The following is a 15,351-nucleotide window of genomic DNA, read 5'->3' as shown; positions in this document are numbered from 1 at the left end:
ACAACGTGATCTTGTTGCAGCCGCTAAGGAAGATTTTTACTGAACAGAGACGTCGTCGATACCAACCCAGCCGCTGGCACTTAGAGGGGCGCTAATCCACACCTTTATTAGTTGCCCAGCTGTGGCATTCACTGTGAACGTTATTTTCTTATAACCGCCTGTCGCAACGACTTGCTGTGCCTGGTTCACTCCTGCTACATCGGCCCCTACGATCACATTGCTTGCAATGTTTGTAACCACATACGCCGTAACCGTATAAGTCTTTGTCGATGGTGTTGTTACCGTTTGAGAAAGCTTCGTTGCCGCTGTGGTGTTAAAGGCAGCCTTATAAGTTCCGGAGTATGAGCCCGTATTTTGAATGGCGATACCGGCACTATTTTGTTCTTTGGTCCATCCCCCACTCAGGCTGCCCCATTCAAAGCTAGGATTACCAATGAGATTCTGACTTTCATAGGCACCTCGGTCGGGCGCTGCCCCTCTTGGGCGAGGATTGTAATCAAAGTCGTTTGTTGGCGTCAGGCTGGCACCACCAGTATCGATTGCTTTGGACCCGATACTGAGATGGAAATCGCCAGATGCCGCGTTGACGAATAAGGGATCACTCCAAATGTCATTTGGACCGCTAACAACCGGATTGCCATTATCGTACACATTGTAATTGGTCGTCACGTTTGTATTACTATAGTTCGTATTGATATTTTTACCTGTTCTAGCCACCAAAATATTATTTAGGATATTTACCTGATCCGAGGATTGGGCGAATATTTCTCCGTAGTTCAACTGAGATGAATTCTGGTAGGACGTGTTATTTATTATATCAACGTTGGAACTATGATAGGAATGTATGCCGGAACCGCCATTTAAGTAGGAAAGATTATTCGTCACTAGTGTTTTTCCTGTATAGGCTGGAGCTTTAAGTGTGCTATCAATAATGATGCCATTGCCATCTGAGTAATCTTGAGTTTTTTCCCATTTCACCAATGTTTTGTTGTTATATACACGATTATTACGAATCACGTTTTTATAGAGGGTCGTATTCGAATCCGCATCTTTTGGCGTTAGAAACGAGATCCCGCTTGTGGCATAAAGTGTATACCACGAGTTATTATAAACTGTATTATTCTCAACGGTCACATAATCAGACTTCTCAGCGCTTATACCTCCGCCAGGCACATCATGGACGATATTATTACTTATCCTAATATCGTGTGGGGTGGTAAGGTCCACTCCAGGCTTAATACTAATCCCATTGGTTTGGGTTTTACGCACATAATTCCAATCAATGGTATTTGTTGGTTTGTTCTGAACATAATGGTTATAGCGCGCTTCGCCATCGGCAAGTGTGAGATTGGCATTGTCACCTTCAATTTCGAATCCATCAATTTTAATATATGAAGCGCTTACAACGATATGATTCCAAGCATCAATGGCATTGAGCTTCGGATGATGACCTGGATAGGCTAGGTAGTTGATATATCCGCCGGTGGTATCCCCTGATCGTGTGACATGGAAGACATCTTGATCATTCGTCTTGTAATACGTTCCATTCATGACATAAACCGTATCTCCAGGGTTCGTTAAGTCTGCAGCATATTGAATGTTCTTGAACGGGGTGCTCGTAGATAGTCCATAATCACTTCGATCCTGCCCTGTTGTGATATTAACATAATACGTTTTGGGAGTCGCTGCATGTGCCGGTTTCGCACTAATGAGCATGACCCAGGCCGCCATCAGTAAGGAAACGATTAAGCTAATTACCAAACTACGTTTGGAGCGTTTAAAACCATGTACCATCAATATTGCCTCCTTCGATAATTGAATTTCTCCTTATGAAGCGCTTACATGTTGTTAAACATGATGCCGTCAACCAAGAACCAGCTTCTTGTCACAATACCTCCTTCGCCTTTTCCACTATAACCAGGAAAGTTCTGCCTTTCCTGTGGCATGACTATAACGCAACGCAACCATTTCCTGCAATTAGAGAGTTTTGGTACAGGAAAAAAGCGACAAGAAGGCCTTATTTTATGCCTCAATGTCGCTTATTTACTTTATTTATTCTTATAACCTTCGTTCATTTCCTTAATAATCTTCTGATAGTTATCATCAGACTTCAGCTTCGCAACAAAATCATCCCACGCTGTTAATGATTCCTTCCCTAAGATTACCTTTACTTTCATATCTTGAATCTTTTTATCCATATCCGGTCCGTAGGTAAGTGCCGTTGGGGAAATTAAACCATAGGCTGGATCAGGCTTACTAATGGCAGTTCGGTCGTCAATAAGCTTCTTGTTTCGGTCATAGTACTCTTTGGGGATACCGGCAAAATAAGCCCTTTGATACTTGTCATATCCTGAAAAAATATTAGGCAGATTATTCGTTACATCCGCTAAATTATCCTTCGTTGCCTGCTCTGTCGCAACTTTGAACCCATCTTTAACGGTATAGTGCACATCGGGTAACCCGTAAGTTGCTATATTAGCAATTTCCTCGCTGTACCCCTGATTCATTAACGCAAGAATTTTTTTCATCTTCGCTTCAGGAACGGTTTTCGGAATAACGAACATGCCGTTATTACCCGAGTCTCGCCCAGCAAACTTCCCATCAGGACCTATTAAGTAAGGAATGGGGTACGAGTCGCCTTTGGGATCAATTTTACGTATAGCATCCATGAACAACCATTGTGGGTTCAAGGCGGATCCAATAATGCCTGCTTTATTACCCATATATTGATCACGCGCTTGCGAATTTTTGATGGTCGCCCAATCGGATATCAATATCTTTTCATCATAAGCTCTTTTTAACCATTCCAGCGCTTTCTTCTCACTCTGTTCAAACACCGCTGGAGTTAACTGGCCATCCTTTAACTTCCAGTTGCCGGAAACGCCATTGAACGTGTTCTCCACCCAAGACAGCGATCCCATCCCATTGGCGTCTACATTCCCACTCAGCCCGTAGGTATCTCCCTTACCATTACCATCTGGATCCCTCTCCGTAAAAGCTTTAGCAACCGCATAAACGTCGTCAAGCGTCTCCGGCACCTTCAATCCTAACTTATCCAGCCAATCTTTGCGAAGCTGCAATCCCCAGCTTCCGTCAAGCGGTCTTGGCCGCGGGATACCGTAGTTCTTACCTTTTATCTTGGCATTGTCCCAAATATCTTTCGGCAGCGCCTTAAAATTCGGATAACTATCGATGTAAGGCGTCAAATCCCAAAATGCTCCCTGTCCGGCCATTTGAACGACTTGCGAATCAAAAATGTTCGTCACCAGCGTCAAATCTGATAAATCGCCCGATGCAAGAATAAGCTTTGATTTTTCTGAAAAGGTATTCTGCGGGATCCAGTCAATGGTAAGTTGGGTATTGGTCCTTTTCTCAATTTCCTTTAAAAGAGTGTTCGCAGGATCGACCGCTGTTGTACCAGTCTGATTAACGAAAATACGGATCGGCGTCGGTGTTGTGTCTGGCTTTGCACTCGGATTTTGCTCCGGTTTGTCTGTCGAGCAAGCACTTACGATGGTAGCCATACCAAGAGTTGCAACAAGTGTTGCGGCCAATTGACGTTTTTTCATAAACAATGACCTCATCTCCATAATTTTCTAGAAATGCTCCATTACTCCTTACTTGTAACTTTGGAAGACCATCGGAACGCGCCGACTTCTAGCTGACGTCGTACTGCCAATTCATTGGCAATCCACTGGACGGGGATGACATCCAGGAGAGGAGACATAACTTCATGAACAGGCGGCAGTGGGATGACCAGGATGTTCGGGTGTACGATATCACACATTTCGTTGATAATTAATACGGCCTTTCCACCCCGTTCTGCAATATCGAGTGCAAGTTTAAGATTCAGGGCTGCGGTTACTCCTGCCGGCGCAAAGACGATGGCCGTAAATTGCCCATCTACCATTTCCATGGGACCGTGTCTAAATTCTGCTGCATCAAAATCCAAAGCCGGATATTTGGCAACCTCCCGAATAAACAGCGCTCCTGCTCGAACCGTGCTCAAGGAGTACCCCCGACCGATTAAGCATAAATAAGGCGGGTCTTCTATAAACCCATTCAGTTTCTGCCGAAGGCTGTGGTTCTGAAGTACATGATCCATTTTCACCAATGCTTCACGCATGTCCCTTTTAAAATCGGCTTCATGCATCGTATCACTAAGCTCTCTTGCCAATAGATGCACCGCAACTAGTGAGGCTAGATAGGTTCTCGTGGTGACCGATTGCTCCCTCTCAACATGCAAGATCAGCTTCCATTGTGCACGAATGGCAAGCGTGCTTGCAGGTTCATTCGTTATGGCGAAGATGCTAAAATGTGAAGGCAATCGTTCGATAAGCCGAACAATTTCTGCACTTTCCCCAGATTGGGAAACAAGGACGAGCAGCGTGTTCTCATCGATTAGCCCCATCTCATAGTGAAGAAGCTCACTCGCTGATAGAACTCTTGCATCAATACCATTTTCGATTAAGTGGATGACAGCACCATGGCAAACAAAGTGAGAACTTCCCATCCCAGCAAATACAACTTTGCTCCATGTTTTCTTCTTCATTTCCGCGATGTTGCTTGATGTCACTTGTTCAAGCATGGTATCCAGAGCGCCTCGCACACATGCCGTCTGACCAATTACATCCTCCTCATACCGATTCATTTGCTAATACCTCCTTTTCATTATTCGGATTACCACATTCCCCTAACGCTAATAAGTCATCGAATGAAGGACTTTGACCGGTTGTAAGAAAAGAGGAAGCGGTTAAATTGCCGAGATGCAAGCATTGCAGGAGCGAGAGGTTCAACAATAAACCTGTGCAGAAACCTGCATTAAAATGATCCCCAACACCTGTCGTTCGAGCAGGATTTTCCAGGTGAAAGACATCCGTTTCTCCCAGGACGCCTGCCAATATGCCTGTGACTCGGTTCGAGGAATGAATAACAACACCATGGAGTTCAATGTCTTGTACAATCGCTTGAGCCCAAACTTCTTGTGGTTGATCCTGATCGACGTACCCCAAGGATTCGTAAACAATTCCCGCTTCCTTCCGGTTTAATCCCAACACCACTTTTGCTTTCGTGTTTAGTTCTTTTAAGATGGCCGCAAGGTTGAGGATGTCATGACGACTTCTTGCCGAAGGATCAGCAATGTCAACGAACACAAACTTCTCAGCCAATTCGTCACCTAAGAGTGGAAATACCTCCTCTATGATTCCGCGAAGTATTCCGTCCATGGCATAAATGGAACTCCAGTTCACAATCCCAAAGCACCTGCTGGATTGGAAAAATTCCGCGATTTTTTGAATGCCGAGTTGATGTTTGATGTGTTCCCATGTAACTTGGTGAAGCGGCTCAATCTCGCCAAGCATGATCTTTCCATCGCTAAACTCAATCGCAAGTGTGCTCGCCGGTTTTCCTATGGATTGCGGATTAAAAAAATGAGATAAGTTGCTGAACACGGGGTGAATCTCATACTCTCCTAGTGTTCCCACACATGTGCTTGGTACGCCAAGCCTTGCCATAGCCTGTGCCATGATGGGTGCGTTTCCACCGACTTCTTCCGTAACTGGGACAATTTCAATATCCCCGCTTCGGCCCGCGCAAGCTTGAAGATGATTGGCATATTCCGCGATGGTGTGGAAGCGCGTGTAGTTCTCAGGCGTTGAACGCTGTTTGACCGCATGTACAATTCGATCAATGTAACCGTCAAAACCAATACACACCGACTGGTTCATCAAACCGTGACGACGTGAGCGAAGCTCCACCAAGAGTGCTTCTATTTGCTGCTGCCGAGTCATAGTAGTCACTCTCTTTCACTTATTATAATACTTATAATAACTATGTTAATTTATGGAGAGCCCTCTGTCAACAACAAAAAAATGCTGTCCCAAAGTAGAAAAATCTACTTATGAGACAGCCTTACTTACTACATCTATTGATTTTTAGGGATTCCATAGTGTAATAACCATTTCCGAACAGCCCTGGAGCAGGGTTTGCTCGTAGTCAATTCCTTTTCTTATTTCGGGAAAAAAGAATTCTCTTGTAACCACTCTGCTCCTAGCTTCCTCTTGCATAAAGAGGTACAGCGTTTGAAAGATGGGTTCAATGATCCCGCCTACATAGACGACGTCTGGGTCAATCAGATTATCAATTACCGAAATCAGCTTGCCCAGCAATCTCCCTTTTTCTTCTGCAACCTGATGCGCACGTTCGTCTCCCGCTTTCAAGGCTGACACGAACTCTTTCCAGAAAAATGTTAGTGAAGTAGACGGCGGAACTGCGTCCGTTCCGTAATAGGTTCTCCAAAAACCCGCGAGGGACAATTCCGTTTCGACGCAGCCGACTTGCCCGCAGTAGCAGTTGTAGGGATGCAGGCCAATTGGCATGTGACTAACTTCCCCGCCAAAACCGCGATTGCCTGTTAGTATCGCTCCGCGATGCGTAATACCAACCCCTAGACCATCTCCTACGTAGAGATAGGCAACATCCTGGCGTTGGCCAGAGCTTAGCTGGAGCTGAGTTGAAGTTGCCACGGCCAAGATGTTGGATTCGTTCTCCAAATAGGCGGGCAGTTGAAACCGTTCCTCAAGCTCTTTTTTTACAAACTGATTCTCAAACATAGAAATTGTCGAGTTGATGACGGTATTATTTTTCTTATAAAAAATACCTGGAATGGCTACTCCTAAACCAAGGACATGCTCAATGGGAAACTTGATCTTCTCCAGCAGTCCCATGGATGCCTCATAACATGACTCAATTAGCGTTCCCAATTCTAGTAAAGGAGGAATGTCTACCTGACTCGCAGCTATGGTTTGATTCTGCAAGTTAAGCAGCGCGATCGTGGCCTTGTCGTGATGATTCAAATCCAGGCAAAGTATCCCTCGTGAATTTGGCTCTAGCGAGACGAAGTTGGGAATGCGTCCACCGCTTGAATTCTCCGATGAAACAATAGATAGAATACCTTCCTCTACCAACTGATTACATAGATTTGATACTGTGGCAAAACTTAAGTTAAGCCTATCAGCAATTTCTTTTTTCGTTATCGGACGTCCGTAGCGGACCGTTTGAATAATATTCTTTTTATTTTGGCTGCGTATATCAGCTGTATTTATAACGCTCATCTGTAATCCCTGCCTCACCTTTATCTCTCTGTTATTATAAGTAAAATAATCAAATAGGGCAATTCCTTCGGCTATATAGACAAAACTTATTTTAATACATATAATAAGTTTAATTCTACTTCGATTGAGGTGCTCGATGAAACCGATGAAAAAAACTTACATGGTTGTGGCAATAACGCATATTGACCTATCCTGGAAAAAAAATGAATGTGAAATGGCCGAGCTATTTGACATTTTTATCATCCGATTGCTCGATTCATTAGAACAATATCCCGCTTTCACTTATGTGCTCGAACAGGCATACCATTATCGCAGTCTGCAGCAACGGCGGCCCGATTTACTAGAACGATTGAAACGTTTTGTTCAGGAAGGCAGGTTGGAGGTTGTTGGCGGTATGGCCTCTACGCTCGAGACCAATGTACCGAACGGGGAATGTTATGTACGAAATCAGAGCATTGGCACCCAATGGATGCGAGAAACCTTTGGCGTCACACCAACGACGGGTTGGCTCGTTGATACCTTTGGCATTCATGCCCAAGTACCGCAAATTTTAAAGCAATTTGGCCAAACCCACTTACTCGCGAATCGCTTCGGCGGGACTAGTCATCACGATGTTTTTCGAGCACGCGGCCTTGATGGCACTGAAACGATCGTCGTTGGTTGGCACTCCTATTCCTCTTATGTAGCGCCCTTGCACGTCGCGAAGGCTGACTGCTCCGATTGGCAAGCTGTTGATACATTGTTCGCTAGAGCGGAACAGCTGCAAGGAGAAGGGCCGTTTATTGTGATCCCGTTCGTTGAGAATGAGATGATGCTTGGCTTACACCATATGGAGCAAGTGAGACATAGACAAGAAGAGAATGGGAATGAAGAATGGAAACTGGCATTACCGCGAGATTACTTTCAAGCTTTAGAGGTCAAACGACATTCACTCCCTGTGGTTCATAGCGATTTAAATCCCGAGTTTACAGGCACGTTCGCACTTCGCACAGAAATTCGCACAACGAATCGGCGGGTCGAAACGTTGCTGCTTGAAGCGGAGAAATGGAACGCATTAGCTGGAGGGCTGCCATCCAATTTACTGGAGGAGGCATGGTGGGGTATGGCGTACGCCCAGTTTCATGACGTATTTACTGGATCTCATCCGACTCCAATTTTCCGAGATTTAATGGTCCGTTATGGGCAAATGGAATCATCCGCACAAACCGTGTTGTCCCAGTCGGAGCGGCGCCTCAACTCAACTCACACCATTCCAACTATTGGTGCAAATCATTCGCATTACACGATTATGAATGGACTCCCTTGGGATCGTGTTGATCTCATCACATTGCCGCTGCGGGAGACAGAGTCAAATGTAACGAATGTAAATTTGGGAGATGGGCAGGCCCCCTTTGAAATTCGTGATGGTCAGCTGCATGTCCGGGCTTCCGTTCCCGCGGCAGGGGCTATTGGATGTGTGGTTGAATATGAGTCAGGGGTGCGCCTCGATGAAGTGAAAGCTGAGGAGGTTACTTCGGGCATCATTGAAAATGAGCATTTGTTGCTCGAATGCGATACCCTTGGCATTAAACGATTCGTACTGAAACATAGTGGGGTAACCCTCATTGAGAATGCGGCCAATTTCCTGGTCATTCAGCCAGATACAGGAAGCTTTCAGATTGAGCATCCGAATGGCGGAGAAGTTAGCTCTACTGTGTGCCGACTACATATAAGGCAATTTGAAGCTACGCCTATTTGCCAGCGGCTGCTGCTGTCGGGTGAATTTCCAAAGCTGCCTTGGGCCGGTAATGGAAATAAACTTCACTTTGAACTTGAATTTATGCTGCTAGCTGGTAAGCCGCGTCTGGACATTGGAGTAAAGTTGAAATGGCAAGGTGAACAAAGCCGGATACGCTTTAAATTGGCAACTGCGCTATCTACTTCTGAAGCCATTTATGAAATTCCGTTCGGTACCGTACGGCGCAAACCTTACATCGAGACCAAAACAGCCAAAGGGGAATGGCCTGCTCACCGCTTCGTGGCCATAGAAGATGGCGAAAAAGGAATCGCGCTTATTAATACAGGTGTTGTAGGGGCAGAAATCGTTGCGCCCGGTACTCTTGCGGCAACCTTACTGCGAGCACCGCAATCCATCTGGGCGAATGTGCCAATTGACGCTCAATCCTCCCAGCATGGGGAGCATACATTTACGTTTGCACTAGTTCCATATAACGGCTCTTGGCATGAATCACATGTCCTTGAAATGGCACAAGAAGTGAACAACCCGCTTCAGGCCATCGCCAGCCAAAGCATCCTTCCCGCTGTTTCTCATGTGCGGCTAGAACCTTCCCATGTTGTCTTGTCGGCGATTCAAGCTGCAGCAGACCACTCCGGGGAGTTAATCGTTCGCGTTTATGAAACCGCAGGACTAGAGGGTAACTTGAAGCTATTTGTCCTTGGAGCGGAAGCCGCATGGGCTTCGGATCTACAAGAGACGAAACATGAACAAATTTCTTGTATGGACGACCATGTGACAGCGCCTATTCGTCCTTTTGAAATTAAAACGATTCGAATTGCGCGCAGGGTAACCGTTTAAGAAAAAGACTTGGACTCTAGATTGGAGTCCAAGTCCTCTTCAATTCTCGGTAGAGCTTGTCCAACTCAAGCTGACTGCCATCTCTTGGTTCAATTGTCAAACACGTTCTTTGACGGCGAGTGAAAGCCCCAAATTAACATACGATTCGGGGCTTGTTATTGCTTCGTTTATTTAAATTCGATGTTATTAGGCAGACCTGTTTTTTTATAGTACTCTTTAAACAACAGGTGATGCGGCATTGGAACCATTCTCTTTTCAGCTGTCGTGCCTGATTCGATAAATCTATATTTGTCGAACGGTATTTTTCGTAAACCTTCCTCTTCCAGGATTCCGTTCCAGCTCATCGTAGGACTGGACCATAGTCCTTCTCCGTACAGTGTTACACTTCCAGCATAATCCGTCATAACCGCTACGTATTCCTGAAGCGCCTTTGCAATAATCTTATCTTCTCTTGAAAGCCCGAAAGCATCTAAAGAATGTTTAGCTTGGAAGTTAGACGAAATCTATTTAAATTTAAGAAACCAAATAGCCCTACGATTTCTCGTAAGCCCAATATCAATTCGCTTTATTATAAATGATAATCTAATGAACTAACTGCCCATCACGAAACCTTATAATTCGCTTCGCCTGTTCCGCAACCTGCCGATCATGCGTAATCACAATAATCGTCCGTCCCTGATCATTCAACCGTGTGAAAATATCCATGATCTCCGCGCCAGTTTTCGAATCCAGCGCACCAGTCGGCTCATCCGCCAGAATAATCGGCGGATTGCCTGCCAATGTGCGCGCAATCGCAACGCACTGCTGCTGGCCACCAGACAGCTCCGAAGGAAAATGCTTCCTTCGATCTAGTACGTGAAGCTGCTAGTCCAATATGTCTATCTCCTCTTGTTTGCTCTCTTCTTATGAGTTCTTCCTTCGAGAATATTACACCTATAAATAACGTAGGCTGATCGAAAAATTGATTAACAGACTCATTAAACCTCTTGTCATTCTACTATCTCGTTTCGGAACAGAGCAGAGGCCTCATCCCATACCATCAAAGCAGATCCCTTAGGAAATACGCCATTATCATTCGGCTTTGGCGACTTGCAAATGATGTATATCGCACTGCAAAAGATGTTTGTAAGTTTACACAGTAGTTATGCTATCATTGTATTACCACTATGAAGAGATACAGGGAGAGATTCTCATGCTGCTAAAGATGAACATCAAAGGAAAATTACAGAGTCGGCTGCTCATTTCTCTATTGCTGTTATCTAGTATACCAGTAGCTCTACTAGGCTTTCTCTCGTCCTACATCAGCAACAAAATTATTACAGAACAAATAAATCAGATGCACTCGACCTACCTGAAGCAAGTTGAGATAGAAATGAACGGTGTGTTTAAAAAATTCGACGAGTTAATGCTGCAATATACATATGCAAATAATTCGCTTTTGAAGTTTACGAATGAAGAACTAACGTATAAAAATTTCAGCATGCTGCTAGAAATCTACGGAGTCCTGGCCAATCTGAGAAGTGGAATGGAGCACGTGTCCGAAATCGACTTCTTTAGTATTCCTCAACAACGTGTCTATACTTCGACCAGCATCCTATTGTCAGCTGAAGAATTTGAAGACAGGCAAGCCATTAAAGAAGCCAACAATGTATATAAATATGGAATTTGGCTGGATACCCGTCAATCGATAAACACTCGACTGCCTGCATCAGCGATTACTTATATTCGTCCAATTAATAATGGTAATTTAACTAATGCGAATGCGGCGTTTATTCTTTACTTGGATGCAGGCAGCTTGAGCAGTAAGCTAAGAGCCTCATCCCAGGATCCTGCTTCCTATTATGTTGTTAATGAATCGGGACAAATTTTACTGCATTCTGACCCTTCTGCTATTCATACTTCGCTAAGCAAGGAACTAATGAACGAAATTAGGAAAAGCCAAGATCAAAATGGTTATCAGTTTATGACGAAAAAGACTCCTGTACCTGCTTTGATTAATTCCGTCTACTCTCCTGGAAAGAGCTGGTATTACGTTTCAAGTGTACCTGTATCGGTCATTACCGCCAAAACAAGCCATCTGAGATTGCTTCTCTATAGCATTAGCGCTTTATTTATCCTGATTGCAGCACTCATCTCAATTAAAACCACATCCACACTCTATTCCCCACTTCAGCGGCTCGTGCAGACCGTATTGAAGCAAAAGAAAGTTGGGGCTGGACAGGATGAAATACATTCACTCTATACGTACATTCAGGATGTAGAGCGGGATAATGCCCACTTGCAAAAAGATGTCCAGCAGTACCAGCGTGAGAACGACAATTATTCCTTGCTTCGTCTGCTCTTAGGAAACTCTAATGATACAGAAACCTCTGTATCTCCATTCACGGAACAAAGTCTTACCCTAACTCTAGTAGAAACTGACCCTTCTTATCTCGATTCGAGCTACAATAGAAAGGATCAGTTCTTATTCTACTATGCCATTGAAAACATGGCTGGAGAGATCTTTGGAAAAGATGGACCTGCCGCAACAATCATGGTCGAACCTGGATTATTCGCTATTATAAGTCAAAGGAAAGAAATGCAGGGGCCTTTGTCAACAACCGACGCAGATAAGCTCTTACAGGCCATCCGTAATTATCTTCGCCTCAATTGCACAGGCTCCATGAGCTATTCAGAAGGCGGGTTAGCTGGCCTTCATACAGCCTATCAGCAAGCTAGACAAGCGCTCCGCTACAGCTTGGCCTTAGGCTACAATCAGGTCATGATTAGCGATGAGCTGGATGCTTCCGTAACAAGTGATGTAGAAACGCTGTCGGAGCTGGAGAGTAGTATTATGGAAGCTCTCCATCATGGAAGAATCACAGAGGCACGAGAAGCATTCAGCCAACTGATTGAACGTATTCGTGAAGTGAATATCCAAAGTGTAGGTAAGAATACCACTTATATGACCCAACTATTGGGTACGTTACTTCATACAGTCCGTAAGAGCGAGATTGCATATCAGGCCAGCTTCAATCGGAAGCAGCTTGCAGCAAGCATCAGCCAATTAGGCAGCATCGATGAAATTAGAAATTTTTGGGACGAGGAAATATTTGAGAAGCTAATCGTGGAAGCTCCTGGTTCGGAGCTCAATCAGGAACAGCTTGTTATTGATCAAGTCCTTCAATATATCCATACGCATTACGACAAAGATATTTCTCTTCTTACTTGTGCCGAGCTGGTCCAACTAAGCACCTTTCAGCTTAGCCGAGCATTTAAAAAAGTCATGAGTGTGAATTTTGTAGATTATGTAATTGAATATCGAATTCAAATTGCAAAGGACTTATTAATACAGCCTGCAATGACAATTCAGACCATCTCAGACAAACTTCGTTATACGTCGGTGAACAGCTTTATCCGTACCTTTAAAAAAGTGACGGGCATGACGCCAGGACAGTACAGGAAGGATGTTGTAAGCGGGTAGGTCCATGTACAAGATTGCAACAAACAGAAATAAGAGGAAGGACACGAGGTTTTGTCCCTCCTCTTATTTGCCTTAATACAGGTACGTAAGAAGCCCTGCTGCTCTTCTAGAGCGGCAGGGCTTCTTGTACGATCATGAACACTCTCAAATCGATCCGTTCTATGTTAAACCAGTTCTCATTATGGAATCGCGGTTACGGTTACATCATCAGCGTATGCAGCCCCGGCTCCTGTTGCCTTGTATAAATAAATGGTCGCTGTTGTATTTGTCGCTCCTGTTGTAAAGGTTACACTGTTTTCCGTATATTGAAGGGAAGTGAATGGCGTTGAGATAAAGGTGCCTCCGAAGTTTTTGGCGCCAATCGTAAAACTTTCCCCATTTACAGCAACCTTGCCTCTGCCTTTCAAGGTGTACGTCGTATTCGGCTGCACGGTAATGATTTGTTCGGCACTGCCAGGACCGCCGTTCAGCTTCAGCGCATAACTGCCGCTATTAACGTTAGAGCTTATAACGCTTGCTGTGTTCCAATTCGTCCATGGGGACAGAGTCCCGGATTCAAATCCCGGATTGACTGCAACATTACCTTTCCCGTTATATGCGCCTCGGTTCGGAGCACTGGTGCTCGATACTGGATTACCCCAATAATCTTTCCCGCCGTTGTTGCTGATGAGCACACCGGAACCAAGCGCTGGCGAGCTGTTCATCAGCTTATAGCCTTCAAGGTTGGTACGGCTAACCCCATTGCCAGGTCCCATCAATTTCGGATCCGTCGTCAACTTATGCGCATCACTTGGTTCGCCCGTTGTATGCACACCGTAAATTGTGTTGTAATCAAATGTCAGTGTTCCAAAAGATCCTAATCCAGACCAGATTCCTGCTGATTCCAGGTAAAAGATATTGTTCTTGAACGTGGCAACTCCACCGCCGCCAGCGCTTCCATCCATGGGTTTGGCCGTAGATGTGCTGTTCAGATACATGGTATTATTATAGATTTGCAAATTATCCGGACTACCTGAAAAATTGATTAAATGATTCTGATCGTTCTGACTAATATTATACCTTGCAATGGAATTCTTGTTAACCGAAGGATAACTGCAGTTGCAAAATAGAAGAAATCCACCTTCATTGTTATGACTGTAATTGTACTGAATAACAGTCCCGACTTGCCCCCAATCCAAATCATATCCTTCTGCATCGTTGGTCGTTTTGCCACCGCTCACCTCGTTGTACTGAATGATGGTATTATCGGCATTAAATGCCCAGATACCCGCGCAGAAAGCTCCAGACCGAATGTTAAAGCCATTAACGGTATTGTATTGGATCAAAGCTCCTTGCGTTTGATTCGGCACGATACCATCGCCACTAATATCGGAAAGATAGTTGTTGGATATGACAAGATTCGTCGAAGGATACCAGTTAGGGGTTGAACTACAGTGTGTTTCTACCCGGCAGCTCCAGGTCGAATACGTGTTAATCCCTGTACGATCTACCGCAGGTCCAACGGTATTGTTATCAATGAGTACATCATTGAACTTGGATTGAACGGCAGTTCCATGAACAAACAAATAGATCCCAGCACTGCCATTGTTACCGCTAGTGTTATCTCCATAAATGTCATGCACATTGTTATTTTTAATATAAATGTGGTTCAGAGTACCAGCATCCACGTTCTCCAGATAGATGCCTCTGCGCTTGCCTCCTGTCGAACGCACATTGTTTATGACCTCAAGATTGTTGATCTCCCAATACTGCTGATTGTACAAATACACGCCTGCCGTCGCACCGTTTCCATTTACTAATGGAGCAACCCCTGTGCCGTACGCATCAATAATAATAGGTGATGTACTACTGCCGGAACCTAGCGGATGCAGCATTGTGTTCCAAGTACCTCCTCGAGCCAGCAAAATCCGGTCTCCTGGACTGAAGGTTGTACTGTTTACATTTGTGAAATCTGCCCATGCGCTGCTTGAACTCAAACCATTGTTGGCGTTACTGCCGCCATTGCTGTTGACGTAATAATCAGCCGCATAGGCTTGTGCAACAGAGAAAATTATCATCAGAGCAAACATCAACACACATGCGCTTGCAAACTTTATCCATGTAAATCGCATAACAATTACACCTCCATTAATTTGGAAAATCAAGTGATGTTTCGATTGCATTAATTACATGTAACCTTACTGTGCAAGCTGTTCCTCTTC

9 protein-coding genes and 2 pseudogenes are annotated in these 15,351 nt (G+C 44.6%); 2 read left to right on the top strand and 9 right to left on the bottom strand.

Going from position 1 to position 15,351, the window contains the following annotated elements; translation table 11 throughout:
- Positions 1–36: 36 nt before the first annotated feature.
- The 5 genes from MJB10_RS07935 to MJB10_RS07915 all read right to left on the bottom strand — a co-directional run bounded on the left by MJB10_RS07935 (position 37) and on the right by MJB10_RS07915 (position 7,112).
- Positions 37–1,794, bottom strand: a complete 1,758-nt coding sequence (locus tag MJB10_RS07935; protein WP_314803252.1) for a right-handed parallel beta-helix repeat-containing protein — start codon at positions 1,792–1,794, stop codon at positions 37–39.
- 254 nt (positions 1,795–2,048) lie between these two features.
- Positions 2,049–3,569: an extracellular solute-binding protein gene (locus tag MJB10_RS07930; RefSeq protein WP_314803249.1), complete on the bottom strand. Its 1,521-nt coding sequence runs from the start codon at positions 3,567–3,569 to the stop codon at positions 2,049–2,051.
- Positions 3,570–3,610: 41 nt separating this feature from the next.
- Positions 3,611–4,651 carry an SIS domain-containing protein gene (locus MJB10_RS07925; RefSeq protein WP_314803247.1) on the bottom strand — a complete coding sequence of 347 codons (1,041 nt, stop codon included), beginning with the start codon at positions 4,649–4,651 and terminating at the stop codon, positions 3,611–3,613.
- A complete protein-coding gene (locus MJB10_RS07920) occupies positions 4,638–5,789 on the bottom strand; it encodes a hypothetical protein (RefSeq protein ID WP_314803245.1) in 1,152 nt (383 codons plus the stop codon). The genes MJB10_RS07925 and MJB10_RS07920 overlap by 14 nt, the downstream gene beginning before the upstream one ends.
- A gap of 144 nt (positions 5,790–5,933) precedes the next feature.
- Complete coding sequence (locus tag MJB10_RS07915; protein WP_314803244.1) at positions 5,934–7,112, bottom strand: ROK family protein; 1,179 nt, start codon at positions 7,110–7,112, stop codon at positions 5,934–5,936.
- A gap of 136 nt (positions 7,113–7,248) precedes the next feature.
- Between MJB10_RS07915 and MJB10_RS07910 the strand changes: the two genes are divergently transcribed.
- Positions 7,249–9,687 carry a glycoside hydrolase family 38 N-terminal domain-containing protein gene (locus tag MJB10_RS07910; protein ID WP_314803243.1) on the top strand — a complete coding sequence of 813 codons (2,439 nt, stop codon included), beginning with the start codon at positions 7,249–7,251 and terminating at the stop codon, positions 9,685–9,687.
- Positions 9,688–9,854: 167 nt separating this feature from the next.
- On the opposite strand, the gene MJB10_RS07905 is transcribed toward MJB10_RS07910, so the two are convergent.
- The 3 genes and pseudogenes from MJB10_RS07905 to MJB10_RS26680 form a co-directional block, all read right to left on the bottom strand.
- The gene (locus tag MJB10_RS07905) at positions 9,855–10,091 is read right to left on the bottom strand and encodes a hypothetical protein (RefSeq protein WP_314803242.1); all 237 of its coding nucleotides are present in this window, start codon (positions 10,089–10,091) and stop codon (positions 9,855–9,857) included.
- A 178-nt stretch (positions 10,092–10,269) separates the two neighbouring features.
- Positions 10,270–10,536: pseudogene (locus MJB10_RS07900) on the bottom strand (ATP-binding cassette domain-containing protein); the annotation flags it as partial.
- A gap of 4 nt (positions 10,537–10,540) precedes the next feature.
- Positions 10,541–10,681: pseudogene (locus MJB10_RS26680) on the bottom strand (phosphotransferase-like protein); the annotation flags it as partial.
- Between the two features lie 210 nt (positions 10,682–10,891).
- On the opposite strand from MJB10_RS26680, the gene MJB10_RS07895 reads away from it, so the two are divergent.
- The gene (locus tag MJB10_RS07895) at positions 10,892–13,150 is read left to right on the top strand and encodes a helix-turn-helix domain-containing protein (RefSeq protein WP_314803241.1); all 2,259 of its coding nucleotides are present in this window, start codon (positions 10,892–10,894) and stop codon (positions 13,148–13,150) included.
- A gap of 179 nt (positions 13,151–13,329) precedes the next feature.
- On the opposite strand, the gene MJB10_RS07890 is transcribed toward MJB10_RS07895, so the two are convergent.
- Complete coding sequence (locus MJB10_RS07890; protein WP_314803240.1) at positions 13,330–15,312, bottom strand: carbohydrate binding domain-containing protein; 1,983 nt, start codon at positions 15,310–15,312, stop codon at positions 13,330–13,332.
- Positions 15,313–15,351 lie beyond the last annotated feature (39 nt).

This window comes from Paenibacillus sp. MBLB1832, from assembly GCF_032271945.1.
In the GTDB taxonomy this organism is placed as follows: domain Bacteria; phylum Bacillota; class Bacilli; order Paenibacillales; family NBRC-103111; genus Paenibacillus_E; species Paenibacillus_E roseopurpureus.
The sequence above is the reverse complement of the archived record's forward strand: the minus strand, read 5'-3'. Positions and strand labels throughout refer to the sequence as shown.

Coding starts and splice junctions, on each gene's coding strand:
- MJB10_RS07935 (WP_314803252.1), bottom strand. CDS start 1,794: ATGGTACATGGTTTTAAACGCTCCAAACGTAGTTTGGTAATTAGCTTA.
- MJB10_RS07930 (WP_314803249.1), bottom strand. CDS start 3,569: ATGAAAAAACGTCAATTGGCCGCAACACTTGTTGCAACTCTTGGTATG.
- MJB10_RS07925 (WP_314803247.1), bottom strand. CDS start 4,651: ATGAATCGGTATGAGGAGGATGTAATTGGTCAGACGGCATGTGTGCGA.
- MJB10_RS07920 (WP_314803245.1), bottom strand. CDS start 5,789: ATGACTCGGCAGCAGCAAATAGAAGCACTCTTGGTGGAGCTTCGCTCA.
- MJB10_RS07915 (WP_314803244.1), bottom strand. CDS start 7,112: ATGAGCGTTATAAATACAGCTGATATACGCAGCCAAAATAAAAAGAAT.
- MJB10_RS07910 (WP_314803243.1), top strand. CDS start 7,249: ATGAAACCGATGAAAAAAACTTACATGGTTGTGGCAATAACGCATATT.
- MJB10_RS07905 (WP_314803242.1), bottom strand. CDS start 10,091: ATGACGGATTATGCTGGAAGTGTAACACTGTACGGAGAAGGACTATGG.
- MJB10_RS07895 (WP_314803241.1), top strand. CDS start 10,892: ATGAACATCAAAGGAAAATTACAGAGTCGGCTGCTCATTTCTCTATTG.
- MJB10_RS07890 (WP_314803240.1), bottom strand. CDS start 15,312: ATGCAATCGAAACATCACTTGATTTTCCAAATTAATGGAGGTGTAATT.